Annotated in this window: 20 protein-coding genes; 18 read left to right on the top strand and 2 right to left on the bottom strand. The window is 47.5% G+C overall.

The window, feature by feature from the left end; genetic code table 11:
• The first annotated feature begins 45 nt into the window (after positions 1 to 45).
• The 12 genes from ACESZH_RS07765 (at position 46) to ACESZH_RS07710 (ending at position 16,558) form a co-directional block, all read left to right on the top strand.
• The gene (locus ACESZH_RS07765; protein ID WP_373214056.1) at positions 46 to 273 is read left to right on the top strand and encodes an HPr family phosphocarrier protein; all 228 of its coding nucleotides are present in this window, start codon (positions 46 to 48) and stop codon (positions 271 to 273) included.
• A 180-nt stretch (positions 274 to 453) separates the two neighbouring features.
• Positions 454 to 2,076, top strand: a complete 1,623-nt coding sequence (locus ACESZH_RS07760; RefSeq protein WP_373214053.1) for a CTP synthase — start codon at positions 454 to 456, stop codon at positions 2,074 to 2,076.
• 20 nt (positions 2,077 to 2,096) lie between these two features.
• A complete protein-coding gene (gene gltB, locus ACESZH_RS07755; protein ID WP_373214050.1) occupies positions 2,097 to 6,644 on the top strand; it encodes a glutamate synthase large subunit in 4,548 nt (1,515 codons plus the stop codon).
• Between the two features lie 13 nt (positions 6,645 to 6,657).
• Positions 6,658 to 8,142, top strand: a complete 1,485-nt coding sequence (locus ACESZH_RS07750) for a glutamate synthase subunit beta (protein WP_373214047.1) — start codon at positions 6,658 to 6,660, stop codon at positions 8,140 to 8,142.
• 184 nt (positions 8,143 to 8,326) lie between these two features.
• Positions 8,327 to 9,646: a glutamine synthetase family protein gene (locus ACESZH_RS07745; RefSeq protein ID WP_373214045.1), complete on the top strand. Its 1,320-nt coding sequence runs from the start codon at positions 8,327 to 8,329 to the stop codon at positions 9,644 to 9,646.
• Positions 9,647 to 9,690: 44 nt separating this feature from the next.
• Positions 9,691 to 10,245 carry an ANTAR domain-containing response regulator gene (locus ACESZH_RS07740; protein WP_373214043.1) on the top strand — a complete coding sequence of 185 codons (555 nt, stop codon included), beginning with the start codon at positions 9,691 to 9,693 and terminating at the stop codon, positions 10,243 to 10,245.
• A gap of 41 nt (positions 10,246 to 10,286) precedes the next feature.
• Positions 10,287 to 11,618 carry an aspartate--tRNA(Asn) ligase gene (gene aspS / locus ACESZH_RS07735; RefSeq protein ID WP_373214040.1) on the top strand — a complete coding sequence of 444 codons (1,332 nt, stop codon included), beginning with the start codon at positions 10,287 to 10,289 and terminating at the stop codon, positions 11,616 to 11,618.
• 15 nt (positions 11,619 to 11,633) lie between these two features.
• Entirely contained in the window at positions 11,634 to 11,927 is a 294-nt protein-coding gene (gatC, locus tag ACESZH_RS07730) for an Asp-tRNA(Asn)/Glu-tRNA(Gln) amidotransferase subunit GatC (protein WP_373214038.1), read from the top strand.
• Between the two features lie 11 nt (positions 11,928 to 11,938).
• Positions 11,939 to 13,411 carry an Asp-tRNA(Asn)/Glu-tRNA(Gln) amidotransferase subunit GatA gene (gene gatA, locus ACESZH_RS07725; RefSeq protein ID WP_373214035.1) on the top strand — a complete coding sequence of 491 codons (1,473 nt, stop codon included), beginning with the start codon at positions 11,939 to 11,941 and terminating at the stop codon, positions 13,409 to 13,411.
• Positions 13,408 to 14,847 (top strand): Asp-tRNA(Asn)/Glu-tRNA(Gln) amidotransferase subunit GatB, encoded by a 1,440-nt coding sequence (gatB, locus tag ACESZH_RS07720; protein ID WP_373214034.1) that lies wholly within the window; start codon positions 13,408 to 13,410, stop codon positions 14,845 to 14,847. The genes gatA and gatB overlap by 4 nt, the downstream gene beginning before the upstream one ends.
• Positions 14,848 to 14,934: 87 nt before the next feature.
• The gene (locus ACESZH_RS07715; RefSeq protein WP_373214031.1) at positions 14,935 to 16,149 is read left to right on the top strand and encodes an LL-diaminopimelate aminotransferase; all 1,215 of its coding nucleotides are present in this window, start codon (positions 14,935 to 14,937) and stop codon (positions 16,147 to 16,149) included.
• 82 nt (positions 16,150 to 16,231) lie between these two features.
• Complete coding sequence (locus ACESZH_RS07710) at positions 16,232 to 16,558, top strand: cupin domain-containing protein (protein WP_373214029.1); 327 nt, start codon at positions 16,232 to 16,234, stop codon at positions 16,556 to 16,558.
• 79 nt (positions 16,559 to 16,637) lie between these two features.
• On the opposite strand, the gene ACESZH_RS07705 is transcribed toward ACESZH_RS07710, so the two are convergent.
• Both ACESZH_RS07705 and ACESZH_RS07700 read right to left on the bottom strand, forming a co-directional pair.
• The gene (locus tag ACESZH_RS07705) at positions 16,638 to 17,093 is read right to left on the bottom strand and encodes a hypothetical protein (protein ID WP_373214027.1); all 456 of its coding nucleotides are present in this window, start codon (positions 17,091 to 17,093) and stop codon (positions 16,638 to 16,640) included.
• Positions 17,090 to 17,557 (bottom strand): DUF3990 domain-containing protein, encoded by a 468-nt coding sequence (locus ACESZH_RS07700; RefSeq protein WP_373214025.1) that lies wholly within the window; start codon positions 17,555 to 17,557, stop codon positions 17,090 to 17,092. The genes ACESZH_RS07705 and ACESZH_RS07700 overlap by 4 nt, the downstream gene beginning before the upstream one ends.
• A 213-nt stretch (positions 17,558 to 17,770) precedes the next feature.
• Between ACESZH_RS07700 and ACESZH_RS07695 the strand changes: the two genes are divergently transcribed.
• From ACESZH_RS07695 to ilvN, 6 genes are all read left to right on the top strand, one after another.
• Complete coding sequence (locus ACESZH_RS07695) at positions 17,771 to 19,039, top strand: M18 family aminopeptidase (RefSeq protein ID WP_373214023.1); 1,269 nt, start codon at positions 17,771 to 17,773, stop codon at positions 19,037 to 19,039.
• 20 nt (positions 19,040 to 19,059) lie between these two features.
• Positions 19,060 to 19,866, top strand: coding sequence for an HAD-IIB family hydrolase (locus tag ACESZH_RS07690; protein WP_373214020.1), 807 nt, complete (start codon positions 19,060 to 19,062; stop codon positions 19,864 to 19,866).
• Positions 19,867 to 19,907: 41 nt separating this feature from the next.
• A complete protein-coding gene (locus ACESZH_RS07685) occupies positions 19,908 to 22,433 on the top strand; it encodes an FAD-dependent oxidoreductase (protein ID WP_373214018.1) in 2,526 nt (841 codons plus the stop codon).
• The gene (locus tag ACESZH_RS07680; protein WP_373214015.1) at positions 22,433 to 23,602 is read left to right on the top strand and encodes a M20 family metallopeptidase; all 1,170 of its coding nucleotides are present in this window, start codon (positions 22,433 to 22,435) and stop codon (positions 23,600 to 23,602) included. The genes ACESZH_RS07685 and ACESZH_RS07680 overlap by 1 nt, the downstream gene beginning before the upstream one ends.
• A 16-nt stretch (positions 23,603 to 23,618) precedes the next feature.
• Positions 23,619 to 24,677 carry a tyrosine-protein phosphatase gene (locus tag ACESZH_RS07675; protein WP_373214013.1) on the top strand — a complete coding sequence of 353 codons (1,059 nt, stop codon included), beginning with the start codon at positions 23,619 to 23,621 and terminating at the stop codon, positions 24,675 to 24,677.
• A gap of 128 nt (positions 24,678 to 24,805) precedes the next feature.
• Positions 24,806 to 25,303 (top strand): acetolactate synthase small subunit, encoded by a 498-nt coding sequence (gene ilvN / locus ACESZH_RS07670; protein ID WP_373214012.1) that lies wholly within the window; start codon positions 24,806 to 24,808, stop codon positions 25,301 to 25,303.
• The last annotated feature ends 11 nt before the right edge of the window (positions 25,304 to 25,314 follow it).

Genomic DNA, 25,314 nt, shown 5'->3' with positions numbered 1-25,314 from the left:
AAGGAAAAAAGTGTTTAGAATATCATTTCAGAAAGGATGAACGTTATGTCTCAGAAACAGATTAAGTTAAACGCAGCCGAGGATGTTCAGGAGTTTGTAAATGCAGCCAGCAAATGTGATTTTGACATTGATGTATTTTACAACAGGATTTTAATTGATGCAAAATCGATACTCGGCGTCTTCAGCATGGACCTCACGAAGGTTCTTACCGTAAAATGTCATGGGGAGAGTAAGGAATTTAACCGCACTTTGCAGAAATTTGCAGTAGTATGAGTGAAAAGACGCAGGTCTTATTATTGACAAACAGAAGGAAATAGGATATAGTTATAGAATATTTTTAGTTGAGATAATGATGTGACAAAGGTGTCAGAGATAGAAAATGGGGTAAGTGTCCCTAAATTCTATCTTTGGCACTTTTTTTATTTCATAGAAATTATGGAGGAGGAAATCGAAATGGCAGTAAAATATGTATTTGTCACAGGCGGCGTTGTGTCTGGCCTTGGAAAAGGAATCACGGCGGCGTCACTGGGAAGGCTTTTGAAGGCCAGGGGATATCAGGTGACGATGCAGAAGTTTGACCCCTACATCAACATTGACCCGGGAACAATGAATCCCATCCAGCACGGAGAGGTTTTCGTCACAGACGACGGAACGGAGACAGACCTGGATCTGGGACATTATGAGAGGTTTATTGACGAGAGCCTGGACAAGAATTCCAATGTGACTACGGGAAAGATTTACTGGTCCGTTTTGCAGAAGGAACGCCACGGAGATTTCGGCGGTGGTACCGTACAGGTAATTCCTCATATTACAAATGAGATCAAAAGCCGTTTTTACCGTGCAAAGTCTCCGGATGAGGATAGGATCGCCATTATAGAGGTGGGAGGAACCGTAGGAGATATTGAGAGCCAGCCATTTCTGGAAGCGATCCGACAGTTTCAGCATGATGTGGGACACGAAAATGCAATTCTTATCCATGTAACGCTGATCCCTTATCTTAAGGCATCCGGGGAAATGAAGACCAAGCCCACTCAGGCAAGTGTAAAAGAACTGCAGGGAATGGGAATCCAGCCGGATGTGATCGTGTGCAGAAGCGAGCATCCCCTGACTGACGAAATCAGAGAAAAAATAGCTCTGTTCTGTAATGTACCGGTCACCCATGTACTACAGAATCTGGATGTTGAATATTTATATGAAGCACCCCTTGCTATGGAACGGGAAAAGCTTGCGGATGTTGTCATGCAGTCCTTGTTCCTGGAAAACAGAAAACCGGATCTTTCGGATTGGGTTGAAATGGTAGATAATCTGCGACACCCGGACAAGACAGTGAATATTACAATTGTAGGAAAGTACACCCAGCTTCATGATGCATATTTAAGCGTAGTGGAAGCCTTAAAGCACGGCGGGATCGCCTGCAGAGCAAAGGTAGAGCTTACCTGGATCGATTCCGAGGAGTTAAATGAGAAAAATCTGGATAAACAGCTTCACTGTGTAGACGGTATTCTGGTACCGGGAGGCTTTGGAAACAGAGGTACTGAGGGAATGATCCTGGCAGCACAGTATGCCAGAGTGCATAAGATTCCCTATCTGGGAATCTGTCTGGGAATGCAGATGGCAATCGTGGAATTTGCAAGACATGTTCTTGGATATGAGGATGCAAACAGTATTGAGCTTTCACCGGAAACGACACATCCTGTCATTGCTCTTATGCCGGATCAGGCGGATGTGGAGGATCTGGGAGGAACTCTGCGTCTGGGAAGCTATCCCTGTGTACTGAAGGATGGCTCCCTGTCTGAGAAACTTTTCGGAGGAAAAATGATCCAGGAGCGCCACAGACACCGCTATGAGGTAAACAATGCTTTCCGTGAGGAATTGCAGGAAAAAGGCATGTCTATCGTGGGTACATCGCCAGACGGACGCATTGTGGAAATGATCGAGATTCCGGCGAATCCGTTCTTTGTGGGAACCCAGGGACATCCTGAATTTAAGTCCAGACCAAACCATGCGCATCCGCTGTTCCGTGGATTCGTCCAGGCGGCGGTAGACAGAAAAACGTCAGATAACATACATAATTAAGATAGAAAGGATGAGGAAAGATGAAAGAAGTGATGAAAGGGCAGCAGGGGCTTTATCGTTCCAGGTTTGAGCATGACAACTGCGGTATCGGCGCAGTTGTGAACATCAAAGGAAAGAAAACCCATGATACGGTGGCAAACGCTCTGCGTATCGTAGAGAATCTGGAGCACCGTGCCGGAAAAGATGCAGAAGGAAAGACCGGAGACGGTGTTGGTATTCTTCTTCAGATATCCCACAAGTTCTTCAAAAAAGCCTGTAAGAAAGAGGGCATTGAGCTTGGCGGAGAGAGAGAATACGGCATCGGTCAGTTCTTTTTCCCACAGCATGAGATCAAACGCGCTCAGGCAAAGAAGATGTTTGAGATCATTGTGGAAAAGGAGGGCCTGGAATTCTTAGGCTGGAGAGCTGTGCCCATTGTTCCGGAGGTTTTGGGACACAAGGCAAGGGAGTGTATGCCCTGCATTATGCAGGCTTTTATCAAAAAGCCGGATGATCTGGAAAAGGGCCTTGCTTTTGACAGAAAGCTGTATATTGCCCGCCGTGAATTTGAACAGAGTAATGACAATACTTATGTAGTTTCCATGAGCAGCCGTACCATTGTGTACAAAGGTATGTTCCTGGTAGGACAGCTCCGCACCTTCTTCAGCGATCTGCAGAGCCCGGATTATGAGTCAGCCATTGCAGTTGTACATTCCCGTTTCAGCACCAACACAAACCCGAGCTGGGAGAGAGCACATCCGAACCGTTTGATCGTACATAACGGTGAGATCAACACCATCAGAGGAAATGCAGACAAGATGCTTGCAAGAGAGGAAAACATGGAGTCTCCTTACCTGGAAGGCGAAATGCAGAAGATCCTTCCTGTTGTAAACAGAAACGGCTCCGACTCCGCTATGCTTGACAACACTCTGGAATTCCTGATGATGAGCGGCATGGATCTGGCGCTGGCAGTGATGATCGCCATTCCGGAGCCGTGGGCAAACAACGATACCATTTCCCAGGAAAAACGTGATTTTTACCAGTATTATGCAACAATGATGGAGCCGTGGGACGGTCCTGCGTCTATTCTGTTCTCGGACGGAGATGTGATGGGCGCCGTTCTGGACAGAAACGGCCTTCGTCCTTCCAGATATTATGTGACCTCTGACGGCTGCATGATCCTTTCCTCTGAGGTAGGCGTTCTGCCTGTACCCGAAGAGAAGATCGTGTTAAAGGAACGTCTCCATCCCGGAAAAATGCTCCTGGTGGATACTGTTCAGGGCAAGATCATAGATGACAATGAATTAAAAGAGCTGTATGCAAAAAAACAGCCTTACGGCGAGTGGCTTGACAGCCATCTTGTCCATTTGAAAGATATTAAGATTCCAAATGAAAGAATGGAAGAGTATACGGAGGAGCAGCGTTCCCGCCTGCAGAAAGCTTTTGGATACACCTATGAGCAGTACCGGACATCCATCCGCAACATGGCTTTAAACGGAGCGGAGAGCATCGGCGCTATGGGACTTGATACCCCTCTTGCCGTTCTTTCTAAAGAGAGCAGACCATTATTTGACTATTTCAAGCAGCTTTTTGCGCAGGTTACCAATCCGCCTATTGACGCTATCCGTGAGGAAATCGTGACAAGCACTACGGTATATGTCGGAAAAGACGGAAACCTTCTGGAGCAGAAGCCGGAAAACTGCCAGGTATTAAAGATCAATAACCCGATCCTGACTAATACGGACATGATGAAGATCAAGCGTATGAAGCATGAAGGCTTTAAGGTGGCGGTTGTCTCGACTCTTTACTATAAGAGTACAAAGCTGGAACGCGCCATTGACCGCCTGTTTGTGGAAGTGGATAAGGCTTACCGTGACGGTGCAAACATCCTGATCCTTTCCGACAGGGGTGTGGACGAAAACCACATGCCGATCCCGTCCCTGCTGGCTGTTTCCGCAGTACACCAGCACCTTGTAAAGACGAAAAAGAGTACGTCCCTTGCCATTATCCTGGAATCCGGCGAGCCGAGAGAGGTACATCATTTTGCTACACTTCTGGGCTACGGCGCAAGCGCGATCAACCCGTACCTGGCACTGGAAACGATCCGAGAGCTGATCGACAACCATATGCTGGATAAGGATTACTATGCGGCTGAAAGTGATTACAACCATGCGGTTTTAAGCGGCATTGTAAAGATCGCATCCAAGATGGGTATTTCCACTATCCAGTCCTACCAGGGCTCCCAGATCTTTGAGGCGATCGGCATTTCACAGGAAGTGATCGACAAGTATTTTACAGGAACTGTGAGCCGCGTAGGCGGTATTACCATTGAAGATATCGAAGCAAACGTGGAAAGACTCCATTCCGAGGCATTTGACCCGCTTGGACTGACAACAGACCTGACACTTGACAGCGTAGGTGCGCACAAAATGAGAAGCCAGGGCGAGGAGCACAGATACAATCCGCAGACCATCCATCTGCTTCAGCAGTCTACCAGGACAGGAAGCTATGAGATGTTTAAGGAATACACCAAGCTGGTTGATGAGGAGAACCACGGCAACTTAAGGGGTCTGATGGATTTCAAATATGCTGAAAATCCAATTCCTCTTGAAGAAGTGGAAAGTGTAGATGAGATCGTAAAACGCTTTAAGACAGGCGCTATGTCCTATGGCTCCATTTCCCAGGAAGCTCACGAGACACTGGCGATCGCCATGAATCATCTGCACGGAAAATCCAACACAGGTGAGGGTGGTGAGAGCGACGAAAGACTTGATTCCGCAGGCACACAGGACAGCCGCTGCTCTGCTATCAAGCAGGTAGCCAGCGGACGATTCGGCGTCACCAGCCGTTATCTTGTATCTGCCCGTGAGATCCAGATCAAGATGGCACAGGGCGCAAAGCCGGGCGAGGGTGGACATCTTCCTGCAAAGAAGGTTTATCCATGGATCGCAAAGACACGTCATTCTACACCGGGTGTCAGCCTGATCTCTCCGCCGCCGCATCATGATATTTATTCCATTGAGGATCTGGCAGAGCTGATCTACGATTTGAAGAATGCAAATAAATATGCAGATATTTCTGTTAAGCTGGTATCCGAAGCTGGCGTGGGAACCGTTGCAGCAGGTGTTGCAAAGGCAGGCGCGCAGGTTATTCTGATCTCCGGCTATGACGGAGGTACAGGTGCCGCACCGAGAAGCTCCATCCACAATGCAGGCCTTCCCTGGGAGCTGGGTCTTGCGGAAACCCATCAAACCTTGTTAATGAACGGACTTCGTAACCGTGTCCGCATTGAGACAGACGGCAAGCTGATGAGTGGACGTGACGTGGCGATCGCAGCGCTTTTGGGCGCAGAGGAATTCGGCTTTGCAACAGCTCCGCTTGTTACAATGGGCTGTGTCATGATGCGTGTATGTAATCTGGATACCTGTCCGGTAGGTGTAGCTACCCAGAATCCGGAGCTTAGAAAGAGATTTAAGGGAAAACCGGAATATGTAGAGAACTTCATGCGCTTTATCGCACAGGAATTAAGAGAATATATGGCAAAGCTGGGTGTACGTACCATGGAGGAAATGGTGGGACGTACCGACCTTCTGAAAGCATCCGGCAGTGTGAAGGAGCCGCATCAGGGCAAGGTGGATCTGTCTGCTATCCTGAGCAATCCATTTGCAGAGCAGGGACAGAAGGTTACCTTTGACCCGAAGGCAGAATATAACTTTGAACTGGAAAAAACATTGGATGAAAAGGTTCTCCTGAAAAAATGCGAGAAGGCCGTAAAGACAGGAGGAAAGGCTGAGATTTCCGTTGAGGTTAAAAATACAGACCGTGCTTTTGGTACGATTCTGGGTGCAGAAATCACCAGAAACCATAAAAACGGACTTCCGGAGGATTCCATTGTCGTAAATTGTAAGGGCGCAGGCGGACAGAGCTTTGGTGCCTTTATCCCCAAGGGTCTGACCCTGAAGCTGACCGGAGACAGCAACGATTACTTCGGAAAGGGACTTTCCGGCGGTAAGCTGATCGTGAAGGTACCGGAAAAAGCAGCATATCATGCAGAAGAAAATATTATCGTGGGCAACGTTGCCCTTTACGGAGCCACAAGCGGAACAGCCTTTATCAACGGCGTTGCGGGAGAACGTTTTGCAGTGCGTAACTCTGGTGCATATGCAGTAGTTGAGGGCGTTGGTGAGCATGGCTGTGAGTATATGACAGGCGGTCGTGTGGTAGTCCTTGGTAAGACCGGGAAAAACTTTGCAGCAGGTATGAGCGGCGGTATCGCCTATGTTCTGGATGTGGAGAACGTGCTTTACAGAAATATCAACAAAGCCATGATCTCTATTGAAAAAGTAGAAAACAAATACGATAAGAAGGAACTGCGCGATCTGATCGAGGCTCACGTGGAGGCTACCGGTTCCAAGCTTGGCGCACAGGTTCTGGCAGATTTTGATTCTTATCTGCCGCACTTTAAGAAGCTCATTCCGGATGAGTATAAGAGAATGATCACCTTAAGTGCAAAACTGGAAGAAAAGGGCCTGAACAGTGAACAGGCACAGATGGAAGCATTCTACGAGAGCATTGGGGTAAGGCGATAAGGAGGATATTACCGTGGGAAAACCGACAGGATTTTTAGATTATGAGAGAGAGACGGCGAAGGTTCTGCCGCCGAAGGTCCGGATTGCCAATTTCAACGAGTTCCGGACTCCATTAAATAAAGAAAAACAGAAACTTCAGGGAGCGCGCTGCATGGCATGCGGCGTCCCCTTCTGCCAGTCCGGCATGATGCTGGGCGGCATGGCATCCGGCTGTCCGCTGCACAACCTGGTGCCGGAGACAAATGACCTGGTATACACAGGTAACTGGAAACAGGCATATTTGCGCTTAAGCAAAACACATAGCTTTCCGGAGTTTACCTCCCGTGTGTGTCCGGCACTCTGCGAAGCAGCATGTACCTGCAACATTAACGGCGAGCCGGTTGCAACAAAGGAAAACGAGCGTGCCATTATCGAGACTGCCTATGCGGAAGGCTGGGTAAAACCGCAGCCGCCTAAGGTACGCACCGGAAAAACTATTGCAGTAGTGGGAAGCGGTCCCTCCGGTCTGGCCGCAGCACAGCAGTTAAACAGAAGAGGCCACAGCGTGACCGTATTTGAAAGAAGTGACAGGATCGGCGGTCTGCTCCGTTACGGCATCCCCAACATGAAGCTTGAGAAATCCGTCATCGACCGGAGAGTAAAGCTGATGGAGGAGGAAGGCGTAAAATTTGTCACCAGCACAAACGTAGGAGTTGACATCAAGGCTGAGGAGCTTTTGAAAAAATTTGACCGCGTCATCCTTGCCTGCGGCGCATCCAATCCAAGAGATATCAAGGTTCCGGGAAGAGAGTCAAAAGGTATTTACTTTGCAGTTGATTTCCTGAAAAAGGTCACCAAGACACTTCTGGACTCTGATTTTGAAAAAGCGCCTTACGAGGAGGCAAAGGGCAAGCATGTGCTGGTCATCGGAGGCGGCGATACCGGAAATGACTGTGTGGGAACGTCTATCCGTCTTGGCGCAAAATCCGTGACACAGCTTGAGATGATGCCCATTCCGCCTGTGGAGCGTGCAGCAAACAACCCATGGCCCCAGTGGCCGAGAGTACTGAAAACAGACTACGGCCAGGAGGAAGCCATTGCTGTTTTCGGGCATGATCCAAGAATATATCAGACAACAGTAACAGAGTTTATAGCCGATAAAAACGGAAAGGTCTGCCAGGCTAAGATCGTGAAGCTGAAAAGCGAGAAGGATGCCAAGACAGGACGCATGATGATGGTTCCTGTTGAGGGCACGGAGGAAGTGATCCCCGCTGACCTGGTTCTGATCGCAGCAGGCTTCCTGGGAAGCCAGAAGTATGTGACGGACGCTTTCCAGGTAGCAGTAAACGGACGTACCAATGTGGAGACAAAGCCAGAGCAGTACGAAACAAGTGTTCCAAGAGTCTTCACAGCAGGAGATATGCACAGAGGTCAGTCTCTTGTGGTATGGGCGATCCGAGAGGGAAGGGAAGCTGCCAAAGCGGTGGACGAATCCCTGATGGGGTATTCATACCTTTAATTTATTAAAAAATAAACGGTTGACAAAGAAACACCCTGTTGCTATAATACCACCATGAACAAGGGCGTTCTTCTAATAAGGGTAACCTGTTGGAAGTGCGCTCTTTTTTTGTTTCATGAAATTATTCAATACTGAAAAAATGACTACGAATAATTCGAGCATATATTAATAAGGAGAGAATACTATGGGGAATTATACCAGAGAAGAAGTATTACAGATGGCGGAGGATGAAGACGTAGAATTTGTCCGTCTGCAGTTTACCGATATGTTCGGCACACTGAAAAATATTGCGATCACGGTACGGGAACTTCCCCGGGCATTGGATCATGAATATGTGGTTGATGGCTCCTTTATTGCAGGAATTGCCGGAGAGAGTGAGCCTGACATGTATCTCTATCCGGATCTGGATTCCTTTACCATACTTCCGTGGCGTCCGCAGCAGGGAAAGGTTGCCAGACTGTTATGTGACATTTACCGTCCCGACGGTACACCTCATATAAGAAGCGCACGCTATCTTCTTTCTAAGGCAGTAGCAGAGGCAGAAGCGGAAGGATACACATGCTATATTGACCCGGAGTGTGAATTTTTCCTGTTCCACACAGACGACAACGGAATGCCAACTACGCTCAGTCATGAAAAAGCAGGTTATCTTGACATCAGCCCTGTGGATCTTGGAGAAAATGCAAGGCGTGATATGGTGCTGAATCTGGAGGATATGGGATTTGAGGTGGAATCGTCCCATCATGAAACAGCTCCTGCACAGCATGAGATTGATTTTAAATCCGGCGAAATAAGAAAAATGGCAGACTGCATTATGACCTTTAAGATGGCTGTCCGCACTATAGCCAAGCGCCATGGACTTCATGCCACCTTTATGCCGAAGCCTCGGGCGGACGCAAATGGTTCCGGAATGCACATTCATTTTCTGTTATTTAAAGACGGAAAAAATATTTTTGTAAATCCTGACAATAATGAACTCAGTGATGAGGCATATTATTTTGTTGGGGGACTGCTTGCTCATAGCCGTGAAATGGCACTGATCACCAATCCTCTTGTAAATTCCTATAAGAGACTGGTGCCAGGCTATAAAGCGCCTACGGAGCTTACCTGGACCACCAATAACCAGAATTCTCTGGTACGTATTCCGGGGACAAGGGGTGAAAATACGGGAATTGAACTTCGCAGTCCTGATGCGGCATCAAATCCCTACCTTGTTTTTGCGGTTTGCCTTGCTGCGGGACTGGATGGAATCAAACGAAAAATTTACCCGACGAAATCTTCGAACCGTTCTTTATCGGAATCGGATCAGAAGGCAATGAATATAGAAAATCTTCCTGAAAATTTGAAGGAAGCGATCGCATATTTTGAGGAGAGCGGCTGGATCAAAGAGGTTCTTGGAAAGGATTTCTGTGAGGAATATGCAGCGGCAAAGAAAAAGGAATGGCTGAAGTATACGAGACAGGTGACTGATTGGGAAATCAATGAATATCTGTATCGTATCTGAGAGTGTTTTAGAAAGCTTGAGAGGCGAAAGAGAGTGGCAGAATTATGAACACCAGCATCGTGATTGCACTACCGAAAATTGAAGATGCAAAGAAAATCCGTACCATTTTAATAAGACACGGGTTCTCAGTGGCTTCAATCTGCTGCACAGGTTCCAATGCGCTTGCAAGCATTTCCGCGCTGGACTGCGGAATTTTGATCTGCGGTTACCATTTGCCAGATATGTATTACAGAGATATCGTGGCATACCTGCCGCCCTATTTTGAATTGCTGCTGCTGGCCTCGGCCCGGGTGATCGGCGAAGCGCCTTCATCGGTGCTTTCTGTGGAGATGCCCATGAAGGCCAGCGATTTGGTAAACACGGTGGATATGATGCTTTCCCAGATAGAGCGGCGGATCAAGAAGGATAAGAAAAAACCAAAGGTACGCTCCTGGAAGGAGCAGAATTATATTGGCAATGCAAAAATGCTGTTAATGCAGCGGAATCATTTAAGCGAGGAAGAAGCCTACCGTTACATACAGAAGAGCAGTATGGATTCCGGCACAAATATGGTGGAAACAGCACAGATGATACTGATGCTTTTGTATGACGAGATTTAGAGAAAAATCGCCTGAGATAAAATGAAATGGAGGATGAGGACATGGAGTTTTTAGACGGAAAATGGAAAAAAGAAATCTGCAGCTGGGAAGAACTGATGGGAGATCAGATCCTTAACCAGGAAGCAGTTGTGGAGGGTGCTGTTCACAGTATCCGAAATATGGGTGATGTTGCATTTGTGATCTTGAGAAGAAAGGAAGGCTTATTCCAGGCTGTTTTTGAAAATGAGCAGGCAAATGTCTCCATTCACGATTTAAAAGAGGCAATGACAGTGAGAGCAAAAGGCATCGTATGCCGGGAAGAGAGAGCACCTCATGGCAGGGAGCTTCGCATCCGGCATATTGATATTTTATCAGCCCCGGCAGAACCCCTGCCTCTTGCAATTGATAAATGGAAAATGAACACCTCTTTGGAGGCAAAATTAAATTACCGCTCCCTGTCCCTGAGAAACCTTCAGGAGCGGGCGAAATTCAAAATCCAGGAAGGGCTTGTGAGAGCTTTTCGGGATTTCCTTTATGAACAGGGATTTACGGAGATCCATACTCCAAAGATCGGTTCCAGAGGAGCCGAGGGCGGAGCGAATATGTTTAAGCTGACGTACTTCCATAAGCCGGCAGTTTTGGCGCAGAGTCCTCAGTTTTATAAACAGATGATGGTAGGCGTGTTTGACCGTGTGTTTGAGACAGGACCTGTATTCCGTGCGGAAAAGCATAACACAAAGAGACACTTAAACGAATATACAAGCCTTGACTTTGAGATGGGTTATATTGACAGTTATGAGGAAATCATGGCAATGGAAACAGGATTTTTGCAGTATGCCATGGAGATGCTGAAAAAAGACTATGCAAAGGAGCTGGAGATCCTGAAGGTGGAGCTTCCTGACGTTTCCAAAATTCCGGCAGTGCGTTTTGATGTGGCAAAGGAGCTGGTTTCCAAAAAGTATGACAGAAAGATCCGCAACCCATTTGATCTGGAGCCGGAAGAAGAAGCTCTGATCGGCAGATATTTTAAAGAAGAATATAATGCGGATTTTGTGTTTATCACACATTATCCCTCTAAGAAACGTCCTTTCTATGCAATGGATGATCCAGAGGACAGCCGCTACACCTTAAGCTTTGACCTGCTTTTCCATGGATTGGAGATCACCACAGGAGGTCAGCGAATCCATGACTACGATGCTCTGCGCAAAAAGATCGCAGACAGAGGAATGGAAGAGGAAGGTATGGAGCAGTATCTGGACACCTTTAAGTACGGTATGCCGCCTCACGGAGGGCTTGGAATCGGTCTGGAACGTTTGACTATGCAGCTTCTGGGCGAGGATAATGTCCGAGAGACCTGTCTTTTCCCAAGAGACCTGAACCGTCTGGAACCGTAAGAGGAGGATGAAAAAATGGCGAAGCAGATTGATGATGAAACAATGGAGAATGTCTGTATCCTTGCAAAGCTTTCCCTGACTGACCAGGAGAAGGAAAAGGCCAAAAAGGACATGCAGGAAATGCTTGACTACGTGGAAAAGCTGGATGAGCTTGATACGGAGGGCGTGGAGCCTATGTCCCACATTTTCGGGGGACAGAATGTGTTCCGGGAGGATGTGGTGACAAACGGCGATAACCGGGATGCCATGCTGAAAAATGCTCCGAAGTCAAAAGAAGGACAGTATCAGGTTCCAAAAACAATAGGATAGGAGACAGGACCATGGATTTGGAAAAAATGACCGCCTTAGAGCTGGCGGAAAAAATAAAACAGCATCAGATTAGTGCCCTGGACGGGGTCAAGACTGTATTTGACCAAATTGAGAAAAAAGAAGGGAAGGTACATGCCTACCTGGACACTTATAAGAAAGAAGCATATACAAGAGCAAAGCAGGTGGAAAAGGGAATTGCGGACGGCACCTATTCAGGTCCTTTGGCTGGTGTTCCCATTGCCGTAAAGGATAATATCTGCATCAAAGGAAAAAAGACTACCTGTGCATCCAGGATCCTGGAGAACTTTGTTCCACAGTATAATGCGGAGGTAATTGACCGCCTGGAAAAGGCTGGTATGATCGTAATTGGAAAAACAAACATGGACGAGTTTGCCATGGGAAGCACCACTGAGACGTCTGCCTACGGCGTTACCAGGAACCCATGGGATCTGGAGCATGTACCGGGCGGCTCATCAGGCGGTTCCTGTGCAGCAGTGGCAGCAGGGGAGGCTTATGCGGCGCTTGGCTCCGATACAGGAGGTTCCATCCGTCAGCCAAGCTCGTTCTGCGGTGTGACAGGATTAAAGCCTACCTATGGCACGGTTTCCCGTTATGGATTGGTAGCCTATGCATCCTCTCTGGATCAGATTGGTCCTGTGGGAAAGGATGTAGCGGACTGTGCGGCGCTTTTGGAGGTAATAGCCGGACATGATCCAAAGGACAGCACCTCTCTGGAACGTCAGGATTTGGACTTTTCCGGAGAGATTACAGACAAACTTCTGGGAATGAAATTCGGAGTCCCCAAGGAATATCTTGCAGAGGGAATCAACCCTGAGGTAAAGGCTGCCTTTATGGAAGTGCTGAAAACCCTGACCGGAATGGGTGCCATTGTGGAATTCTTCTCAGTCAAGACAATGGAATATATGATTCCTGCCTATTATATCATCGCCAGTGCGGAGGCAAGCTCCAATCTGGAACGGTTTGACGGCGTAAAATACGGCTACCGGGCAAAAGACTATGAGGGTCTGCACGATATGTACAAAAGGACAAGGACAGAGGGCTTTGGTGAGGAGGTCAGACGCCGTATCATGCTTGGTTCCTTTGTTTTAAGCTCCGGTTATTATGACGCTTATTATCTGAAGGCTCTGCGCACCAAAGCGCTGATCAAGCAGGAGTTTGACCGGGCATTTCAGGAATACGATGTACTTCTGGCTCCTGCAGCTCCTTACACAGCGCCAAAGCTTGGAGAAAGCTTAAAGGACCCGCTTGCCATGTATCTGGGAGATATTTATACTGTCGCAGTGAACCTTTGCGGACTTCCGGGAATCACAGTTCCCTGTGGAAAAGATAAAGCAGGGTTGCCCATTGGCATCCAGATGATCGGAGACTGCTTTATGGAAAAGAAGATTCTCCGTGCAGCTCATGCCTATGAACAGGCAAGAGGAGATTTCGGAACACCGGAGGAAGGGGGAAGCAAGGCATGAAACAATATGAGACGATCATTGGACTGGAGGTTCATGTAGAGCTTGCCACAAAGACAAAGATTTTCTGCGGCTGTTCCACAGAATTCGGTGGTGCGCCAAACACCCACACCTGCCCGGTTTGTACCGGTATGCCAGGCTCTCTGCCTGTACTGAATAAAAAGGTGGTGGAGTTTGCATTAAAAGCCGGACTTGCCGCAAACTGCCAGATCAATCAATACTGCAAATTTGACAGAAAGAATTATTTTTATCCTGACAATCCCCAGAACTACCAGATTTCCCAGCTTTATCTCCCAATCTGTCATGATGGCTGGGTGGAGATTGAGACCTCAGGAGGAAAGAAAAAGGTAAGGATCCATGAAATGCACATGGAGGAGGATGCAGGAAAGCTGATCCATGATGAATGGGAGGACTGCTCTCTTGTAGACTTTAACCGAAGCGGCGTTCCACTGATCGAGATCGTATCCGAGCCGGATATGAGAAGCGCTGACGAGGTGATCGCGTACCTGGAAAAACTGCGCTGCACCATGCAGTATCTGGGCGTTTCCGACTGTAAGCTCCAGGAAGGTTCCATGAGAGCGGATGTAAACCTTTCCGTGCGGGAGGTTGGAACGGAAAAGCTGGGTACCAGAACAGAGATGAAAAACCTGAACTCCTTTAAGGCCATTGCCCATGCCATTGAGGGAGAACGGGAGCGTCAGATCGAGCTTCTGGAAATGGGCAGAACAGTTACCCAGGAAACACGCCGCTGGGATGATAACAAGGAATCCTCTCACGCCATGCGTTCCAAGGAGGATGCTAAAGATTACCGCTATTTCCCTGACCCTGATCTGCCGCCCATCCATATTTCCGATGAGTGGATCGAGGAGATCAGAAAATCTCTTCCAGAGTTCCGTGAGGAAAAGAAGCAGCGCTATCAGGATGAATACGGCCTTCCCGCTTATGATGCCGGAATCCTGACAGAATCCAGACATCTGGCAGCCCTTTTTGAGGAAGTGGCAGCTCTTTACGGTAATGCCAAAAAGACAGCTAACTGGTTTATGGTGGAGGTTCTGCGTCTTATGAAGGACAAAGGACTGGAACCGGAGCAGGTGCGCTTTTCACCGGAGCATCTTTCCAGCCTTTTGGAAATGATGGAGAAAAAAGAGGTAAGCCCTCAGAATGCGAAAAAGGTGTTTGAGCTTGTCTTTGACCAGGATATTGATCCGGCGGCATATATTGAAGAGAAGGGCCTGAAAATCGTGGAAGATACCGGACTTTTGACGGAAACCATCACGAAGCTCTTTGATGCTAACCCGGGACCGCTTTCAGAGCTTCTGGGAGGAAAGGATAAAGTTATGGGCTTCTTTGTGGGCCTGATCATGAAGGAATTAAAGGGCAAGGCAAACCCTGCCAGTGTCCGGGAGGCGCTGACGGCCGAGCTTGAAAAGAGAAGATAAAAAGTTAAGATACAGCTTGACTTTAAACTGATAAAGTCATAAAATTTTGATGTTACTACAAAATTGAATAGAGGAGGCTTTGGCCCAATGGTTACCATTAATCATAATTATCTGAAATTGCCGGGAAGCTATCTGTTTTCCACAATTGCAAAAAAAGTAAAGGCTTATAAAGAAGAAAATCCTTCCAGCAATGTGATCAGTCTTGGAATCGGGGATGTGACCCAGCCCCTTGCTCCCGCTATTATCGAATCCCTTCACGGAGCTGTGGATGAGATGGCTCACGCAGAGACCTTCAGGGGATATGCACCGGATCTGGGATATGAATTTTTGAGAAATGCCATTGCGAAAAATGACTATCAGGACAGAGGCTGCGACATAGCAGCAGATGAGGTTTTTGTTTCCGACGGAGCAAAAAGCGATTCCGGAAACATTCAGGAGATTTTCGGACAGGATAATAAAGTGGCTGTGTGTGACCCGGTTTATCCAGTCTATGTGGACACCAATGTCATGGCAGGACGCACCGGAGCATATAATGCTGCAAAGGAAAATTTCGACGGCGTGATCTATATGCCCTGCCGTGAGGAAAACGGTTTTCTGCCGGAATTTCCAAACGAGGTGCCGGATCTGATCTATCTGTGCTTTCCAAATAACCCGACTGGCTCTGCCATCACAAAGGATGAGCTGCAGAAGTGGGTGGATTATGCAAATAAAAACGGCTGCGTGATTATTTATGATGCAGCTTATGAGGCGTATATCACGGAGGAAAACGTGCCCCATACCATTTATGAGTGCGAGGGAGCCAGAACCTGTGCCATCGAACTTCGGAGCTTTTCCAAAAATGCAGGCTTCACAGGCGTGCGTTTAGGATTTACCGTCATTCCAAAGGAATTAGTACGTGACGGTGTACAGCTTCACAGCCTGTGGGCAAGACGCCATGGAACCAAGTTCAACGGTGCGCCCTATATTGTGCAGAGAGCAGGAGAGGCTGTGTATTCGGAAGCAGGAAAAGCGCAGTTAAAGGCTCAGGTAGGCTATTACCAGAGAAATGCAAAGACTATTTACGATGAGCTTTCCAAAGCGGGATTTTCCGTATCCGGCGGTGTAAATGCACCATATATCTGGCTGAAAACAACGGGCAATATGACTTCATGGGAATTCTTTGATTACCTTTTAAAAGAGGCAAACGTGGTAGGTACCCCGGGCTCAGGCTTTGGCGCTCACGGCGAGGGCTTCTTCCGTCTGACAGCCTTCGGAACCTACGAAAATACCCTGGAAGCAATTGACAGGATCAAAAAGCTGTGAAATAATAAAACAAAGCGGGCAGCTTCTGCAGGCTTTTCTGCGGACGCTGTCCTTTGTTATTAAGGGTGTAGGAGGAATGACTATGAAGATCAGTCGTGTGGAGCATATGTGTGAAGGAAACGGACATGTGATCATTAAAGATATCCTGGAAGGACCGCAGTTAAACGGCAAATGCGGGCTTTATGCGGAGGTGACGCTGGAACCGGGATGTTCGCTGGGTTATCATGAGCATCACGGCGAAAGTGAGACCTATTACATTATAAGCGGTCAGGGAGAATATAACGATGACTGCCGCTACCGTACGGTGGGCCCGGGAGACATTACCTTCACTCCCAGCGGTCATGGACATGGACTTGCCAATACGGGGAATAGCGATCTTGTTTTTATGGCGTTGATCATTCTGGATTAAAAGACAGGCAAAACGGCACATTGTCATGGAAATTCCATGATCATGTGCCGTTTTTAACTGTTTGGGATGCTGTCTCATTTCATTCGATTCTTCCATCCAGATAAGCATTGAGGATATTTTGAGGCGCATCGTAATAAAAGCTGCTGTTAAAATCCTCGATTTTACTGCTGACAAAGGAATTGTAGGCTTCAAACAGTGCATCTATGACATCCATATGCTTTTCTCTCGCAATGCCGAGAATAAGCCGCTTAAATACTTTGCCAATGTCCCAGTGGCTGGGTACAGAATATTTGGTATTTGCCACGCTGTCAAAGGTTCCGTCCTTGATTTCGGCAGACTCAATAAAATCCTCACTGACACGGTCGAGGTTGTCACTGTGATAAACATCAGCAAGGTCATATATTTTGGAAACCCGGGCTTTACCCAATGCGTTTACTATGTCGGCTCTTTTATTTTTGGTCTTTCTTGCTATGTAGTCGATCAGACTGCAGGTGAAAAACAAATCATTTTCTTTTGAATCTTCTCGTCCGGTCATATCCTTGAAACCTCCTCACTTGATACAAAATCCAGACATTGTAGCGCAGCAGGGGAACAGAAGCTGATCTGATGAGTTGGATATTTAAATTTTGCCATTACCCAGAACTGTTCTCTTGTGATGATACCGTCAATGTAATCTGCAATGAAATTATAAATCTGATCATTTGCCATGGCGCCGATCACAATATCATAATCATGTGGTTTTCCGTGGCGGCAGTCGATAATAAAGTCAAGCCATTCCTCTGTCATTTCCTTGAATTCCAGTATTTTCAGCCGGGTATCCATTCGGACCGTATAAGTATTTACCATGCCAGAGTCATATCGTCTTGCCCAGCGTTCTGCCTGCTCACGGATGATCGTACAATAGAAGCCAGTGCCAAAGTCTTTTGTATTTTTTCCTTTTATGATTCTTGGACTTTCGACGGTGGTATAACTGCCATGATATACCGTCATTTTTCCCATAGATGAGCCTCCTCACTCCCGGTAGTTTTTCCTAAAAATTTTGTCTTTTTGTTTATGGTATCTTAAGCGGGATATTCTGTCAAGGGAAGGATAAGTATAAATTTTTTAAGAAAAATCCAACCTGGGACTAGCCACTTCACAAACGGTTTGATACAATAGTACCGTGTACTGATTATCTGAGGTACAGGACTAGAATAAAACGGAGAGAAAAAAATGTACCGGAAAACAGCAGAAGATTTATTGGAATTTATCAAAAAAAGCCCCACAGCTTATCAGGCTGTGGAAACCATATGCAAAAGATTTGAGAGCGAGGGCTTTACCCGCCTACAGGAGGATGAGCACTGGAAGCTGAAGCCGGGCTGCACCTATTTTGTAACCCGGAACAGCTCTGCAGTCATTGCCTTTTCTATTCCGGAAAAGGGCTGTGATGTTTTTCACATTATTGCCAGTCACAGTGACTCGCCTGCTTTTAAAATAAAGGAAAACCCGGAAATATCTGTGGAAGGGGCCTACGTTAAGCTGAATGTGGAAAAGTACGGCGGAATGCTTCTGGCACCCTGGTTTGACCGTCCTTTATCTGTGGCTGGGCGCATGATTGTGAAAGAAAATGGGAAGATTAAGGAAAAACTGGTATGTGTGGAGCACGACCTTCTTATGATCCCCAACCTTGCTGTGCATATGAACCGGGATGTAAATGACGGTTATAAATACAACATCCAAAAGGATCTGCTTCCCCTGTACGGAGGCGGCGACGCAAAAGGCACCTTTATGAAGAGGATGGCACAGGAGGCAGGGGTGGAGGAAAGCGATATCCTGAGCCACGACCTGTTTTTATATAACAGAATGCCTGGTACTATATGGGGAGCTTCGGAGGAATTTATCTCTGCACCAAGACTTGACGATCTGCAGTGTGCCTTTGCTTCCATGGAAGGCTTTTTGAGCGCAGATAGGAAAGAATCCGTATGCGTTTACTGTGTTCTGGACAATGAAGAAGTGGGAAGTTCCACCAAGCAGGGAGCAGCGTCCACCTTCCTTAAAGATACGCTCTTGCGCATCTGCCTGGGACTTGGGGGAAGCTATGAGGACTATCTGATCTCCCTTGCAAAAAGCTTCATGATCTCAGCGGACAATGCCCAGGCCATGCACCCGAACTATACGGAAAAAGCAGACCCTGTAAACCGCCCTGTGTTAAACGGAGGTATTACAGTGAAATACAATGCCAATCAGAAATATTGTACGGACGGCATTTCAGCGGCTGTTTTTCAGGAACTGTGCAGGGAAGCAGAAGTTTCCTGTCAGACCTACGTAAACCGCTCCGATATGGCGGGAGGCTCCACACTTGGAAATATTTCAAATACGCAGGTTGCTTTAAATACGGTGGATGTGGGACTGCCCCAGCTTGCCATGCACTCGCCCTATGAGACGGCAGGCATCAGGGATACCTGGGATTTCTGCCGGGTTGCCGGGATTTTTTATAGATAGAAGCGATGGAGAAAAAGCAAATGAGAAAAAAAGCAGTGTTTTTTGACGCGGACGGAACGGTCTGCGATCTTGAAAAGGGTACTCCGGACAGTGCTGTGAGAGCCATCGAAAAGCTCAGGGAAAACGGGCATCAGGCATGGCTGTGCACAGGAAGAAGCCGGGCATTTGTGCCGGATTATCTGGAAAAGGTTGCTTTTACCGGAATGATCACTTCCTGCGGGGCTACCATAGAAAAGGACGGAAAGCGGATATTCGACAGGCAGGTGACGCCGCAGGAGGCGAGACGGTCCGTGGAGATTCTGCGGAAATACAAAATGATCCCGGTGATGGAAGGCCCGGACTACATGTATTATGACAAAGCGGAATACAATAACAGCATCAACTGGTATGCGGACATTATTACGAAAACACTGGGGGATAAGTGGAAACCCATAAAGGGCAATGAGGATTCCATGTTTATCAATAAGATCAGTGCAAAAATAACACCGCAGAGCGATCCGGATGCAGCCTGCAGAGAGCTGTCAGCTTATTTTGATTTTATCTGCCATGGCGGAGAAGGATTTGCAGGAGATACCATTGAGATGATCCCCAAGGGCTTCAGCAAGGCGGTAGGAATCGCGGCAGTCTGCAGGATCTTTGATATCCCGTGGGAGGATACGGTGGTATTTGGTGATAGTAATAATGACCTTGCCATGTTTGAGTATGCTGCCACTAAGGTAGCCATGGGAAATGCTACCCCAAAAATCCTGAAGCTTGCGGATTACGTTACGGAGGATATGTTCCATTACGGCATCCGCAACGGTCTGGAGCATCTGGGGTTGATTTAATACAGCACATAAAAATAGTTTTGTGAAAGAGAGGATCATATATGAAAACATTAAAATTGCGTGACGGATTTTACTGGGCAGGGATCGTGGATGATAATCTGCGCGTCTTTGACATCATTATGCACACCGAATTTGGTACCACCTATAATTCCTATGTCTGGAAAACAAAGGACAAGACAATACTTTTTGAAACCGCAAAGGGCAAATTCTTTGACGAATACCTGGATAAATTAAAAGAGATCATTGATGTGACAAAAATTGATTATCTGGTTGTGGAGCACACAGAGCCTGACCATGCAGGAAGCATTGAGAAGCTGTTGGATTACAGCCCGCAGATGAAGATCATTGCCACAGGCTGTGCGATCGGCTTTTTGAAGGAGATCGTAAACAGGGATTTCTGTTCCATAGCGGTAAAGGATAACCAGACTATGGAAATCGGAGGAAAGACTCTGCGCTTCCTCATTGTGCCAAACCTTCACTGGCCGGATACCATGTACACCTTTATTGAGGAGGAGCAGATTTTGGTAACCTGCGACTCCTTTGGCTCCCATTACGGCTTTCACGATGTGCTTGCAAGCAAGGTGACAGACCATGAGGGCTACATGCGTGCCACAAAATATTACTTTGACTGTATTATCGGACCATTCAAGCCCTATATGCTGAAAGCACTGGACCGTGTAAGAAAACTGGATGTTACCATGATCTGCCCGGGCCATGGACCTGTTCTGGACGAAAACATTGATTTCATGTACGACACTTATGAGAAATGGTGTACCGTTGTAAATCCGAATCCTAAAAAGACGGTCATCATTCCTTATGTGAGTGCTTACGGCTACACAGAGCAGCTTGCACAGGAGATCAGCAGAGGTATTCAGGACAGCGGTGACATTGATGTGAGATGCTATGATATGGTAACGGCTGACCAGGCAAAGGTTCTGGAGGAGCTGGGCTTTGCAGACGGCATTCTTCTGGGCTCCCCGACTATTGTGGGAGAGGCATTAAAGCCTATCTGGGACCTGACAACCTCCATTTTTGCGGGAACCCACGGCGGCAAGCTGGCAAGCGCATTCGGAAGCTACGGATGGAGTGGGGAAGCTGTGCCTCATCTGATCGAGAGGCTGAAGCAGTTGAACATGAGAGTGGTTGACGGCCTTAAGGTTCGTTTTAAGCCAAATGAAAACCAGCTTCTGGATGCTTATGAATACGGCTATAATTTCGGCTGCATTTTGCAGGAAAAGGAAAATACAAAAAAGGCAAAGGGTCCTCGTACTCTCGTAAAATGTCTGGTCTGCGGCGAGATTTTCGATTCTTCCCTGGAAATCTGCCCGGTTTGCGGCGTAGGCAAAGAGAATTTCGTGCCGGTAGAGGCTGAGGAGACAAGCTACCGCAAGGATTCCAGTGATTTCTACGTGATCCTTGGAAATGGTGCCGCAGGCTTCAGTGCGGCTAAGGCGATTCGGGAGCGTGACAAGACAGCTTCTGTAGTCATGATCTCCAATGAGCCGTACTCCACCTATAACCGTCCGATGCTGACAAAATCCATGGTAGCGGAGCTGGATGCCGCTGAGATCGCGGTGGAGCAGGAAAGCTGGTATGAGGAAAACAAGATCATTCAGGTTCTTGGAAAACAGGTGGTGGGAATTGATACCCAGGCAAAAGAAGTAAGCCTTGACGATGGAACGAAGCTGATGTATACAAAGCTTATCTATGCCCTTGGCTCCGAGTGCTTTATCCCGCCAATTTCCGGTGCTGACAAGCCGGAGGTCGTAGCAATCCGCCGTATGTCAGACATAGAAAAAATTGAGAAGCTGATGGATAAGGTCCAGAATGTTGTAGTGATTGGCGGAGGCGTTCTTGGTCTTGAGGCTGCATGGGAATTCAGAAAAGCGAAAAAGAACGTAAACGTCCTGGAGCTTGCACCGCAGATTATGGGACGGCAGCTTGACCAGGGTGCAAGCGACCTGCTCACCCAGATCAGCGAAAAGCAGGGGATTTCGATCCATGCAGGCGTTCAGATCTCCTCCATTGAGGGAGAGGAACATGTAACAGGAGTGAAGCTTGGGGACGGCAGAACTTTCCCTGCTGACCTGGTGATCGTTTCCGCAGGTGTCCGTGCAAATACCGCCCTTGCAAAAGAGGCAGGTATCGCCATCAACCGGGGCGTTGTTGTGAATGAGAAAATGGAGACAAGTGCGGCAGATGTGTACGCCTGCGGCGACTGTGCAGAATATGAAGGCATCAATTATGCGATCTGGCCACAGGCTCTGGAGCAGGGCAAGGTAGCTGGCGCCAATGCGGCAGGTGAGACACTTTCCTATACTACTGTTTCGGCAGGACTTTCCTTCCATGGAATGAACACATCCCTGTATGCCATCGGAGATAACGGGAAGAATCCGGATCTGATCTACCGTACTGTGGAGTTTAAGGATATGGTGCGGATGCAGTACGAGAAATACTATTTCCTGAACAACCGTCTCTGCGGTGTCATTCTGATCGGAGATACATCGAAGATGGCTGCAATGACAGAGGCAATTGAAAATAAAAAGACCTTTAAGGAAATTATGTAATGAATAAGCTGGTCTATAACGGCAGATTTGCAGAATACAAGGATGAGCTGCTGAGACTGCGGCGGCATTTCCATGAGTATCCTGAACTGGGGCTTAAGGAGGTAGAAACATCTGCATTTATACGGCAATACCTGGAGGAGCTGGGGTATGAGATTACCCCGGTTGCCCCTACCGGGCTGATCGCCAGCCATCCCTCACAGAGAAAGAAGGAAAAGCTTGTGGTTTTGCGGGCGGAGATGGATGCCCTTCCCATTCAGGAGCAGACCGGGCTTCCCTATGCGTCCAAAAACCAGGGATGTATGCACGCCTGCGGTCACGATGGGATTTTAGCCACAGCACTTGTGATGGCAAAGATCGTTGCCGGGGAGGGAGAGGCATTCCCTGTCCGGGTGCGTTTCCTTTTTGAGCCTGCAGAGGAAATCGGAGAAGGGGCAAAGAGGATGCTGGCAGCAGGAGCCCTGGAAAACGCAGATGCGTTTCTCATGTTTCATTATGCAGTAGACGGAACTCTGGGTATGGCTGTCCATGAGGGGCAGGCTTCTGCCATGATCAATGGAATGGATATCCATGTCCGCGGAAAATCCAGCCACTGGTGCGAGGCATCCAGGGGAATCGACAGTATTTACGGTGCAGCGCTTGTGGTGCAGGCATTTCACGACCTGAATCGTTCCTATAAGGGAAAGGGTCGCTGTCTGGTGGGAATCGGAACCATTCACGGCGGGGAATATCCCAACATCATTTCCGACCATGTGGTGCTGCGGGGAAATATACGTGCCTGCCATGAAGAAGATTACATAGAACTGAAAAGCCGGATTGAGAAAAGCCTTGCCGAAATACAGGAAAAGACGGGAACAAAAATTGAGATGGTATTCCCGAAGGAGCCGGTTCTGGCTTTTGCCAACGACCCGGAGCTGACTGATATTGCGGTAAAGGCGGGAAAAAAAGTTTTTCATGATAGATTTCGATTAGAAGGAGAGGACGAGCTGTTTCTTTCCGGCGATAACGCATATCGGTATTTTAAAGAAACAAAGGGGCTTTTTACGGTCTTCCTTGCAGCGATTCCCGGGGAAAACCATCCTCTGCATCACCCGGAGTTTCAATTGGACGAAGAAATTTTACCCTATAGTCTGGAAGCACTTTATGAAATAATCAGAGGAATTAACGTTTAGGAACCGGAGGAAAGAGATGAAATACGGCAAAATTCGCATAGAGGACGGATACCTGTCTTTTACCAGGCACATGATGCTGAACAGCCTTCCGTGCAGGGATATTATGTGGGCATATAAGCGCCGTGAGGGAGAGAACTCCGATGACGGCACAGCGAAGCAGATGGTTTCCAATTATCTGGTCATAGTTACGAGAAGAAGAAAACGGTATAAATTTGATATGACTGAAAAGGAAGTACAGGAGTGCATTCATGTTCTTAAGGCATTAAATCCCAATATGGCAGTGGGATTTCCCAAAGGAGGACGGCTTCCGCTCCAGAGTCTCCCGAATACCAGAGACTTGGGGGCACTGGCATCTGAGGACGGGCGGCACATTCTGCCCAGAAAGCTTTTCCGGAGCGGCGGTCTGTATCACGCTTCCCTTTCCGACCAGCGGCTTTTATCCGAAGAATATCATATTAAAACCGTGATCGATTTCCGTTCAGTAAGGGAACGGCAGGAAAAACCGGATGCCATCCTAAAAGGTGTGGAGTATTATCATATTCCCATCATGGACGATGAGAGCATGGGAATTTCCCGCGAAAACAGTATGCTGGAAATGGTACTGGGATTTCAGGGCGATGTGGACAAGTTGATGCAAAAACAGTATGAAAGCTTTGTGCGCGATAAATATTCGGTTAAGCAGTATGCAAGGTTTATGGATGTGCTTCTTCACCACGAGGAGGGGGCAGCTTTGTGGCACTGCAGTATGGGCAAGGATCGTGTAGGTGTGGGAACAGCGTTGCTTTTGTGCGCTCTTGGGATACCGCGTGATACCATACGGGAGGATTTTATGCGCACCAACCGCTATCTGGATAAAGAGCTGGAATACATGCTTCGGTATCTGGAAGCGAAAAAGCTTGACAGCCTGGAAAATGTAGAGAAGATTTCTGCAATGTATAAAGTAAAGGAATCCTATTTGGACTGCGTATTCGAGGCGATCATCGCAGAGTACGGCTCTGTGGAGAGATTTCTCAGGCGTGGACTGTACCTTACACCTAAGACTCTGGAGGAGTTGAAAAACAAATATCTTGTGTAATTGGCGCTGTACCAGGAGACTTTATTGAGTTAAAACATTAAAATTTGACATTTTCCGCATTGACAAAATATTTTATGTTGCTATAATGTTAACCATATGAAAGTTTAAAGGATGAAAGCAGGTGGGTTATGCAGAAAAAAATTTTATCCTTGTTAGTGGATAATACATCCGGTGTGCTCAGCCGTATTGCAGGCTTGTTCAGCCGCCGGGGCTATAATATAGACAGCATTACTGCAGGTGTGACTGCGGATGAGAACTATACCAGGATCACGGTTGTATGCAGCGGTGATGATGCGATTCTGGAGCAGATCACGAAGCAGCTTGCGAAGCTGGTGGACGTGCGTGATATTAAGGTTCTGGATCCCGCAGAAAGCGTGGTGCGTGAAACCGTTCTTATAAAGGTTGCAGCTACACCCGAGCAGCGTCAGGGAATTGTTTCCATAGCTGATATTTTCCGTGCAAAGGTTGTAGATGTGAGCAAGGACTCTCTGATCGTGGAGATGACAGGCAGCAAGAGCAAGCTGGAAGCGTTCATTGACCTAATGGGAGATTACGAGATCCTGGAGCTGGCACGCGCCGGTGTGATGGGACTTCCGAGAGGATCAAAGGGTGTTTGTTACCTGTAAATATTACAAAG

This window comes from Ruminococcus sp. 5_1_39BFAA, from assembly GCF_964240875.1.
GTDB lineage: Bacteria > Bacillota > Clostridia > Lachnospirales > Lachnospiraceae > Blautia_A.
The sequence above is the reverse complement of the archived record's forward strand: the minus strand, read 5'-3'. Positions and strand labels throughout refer to the sequence as shown.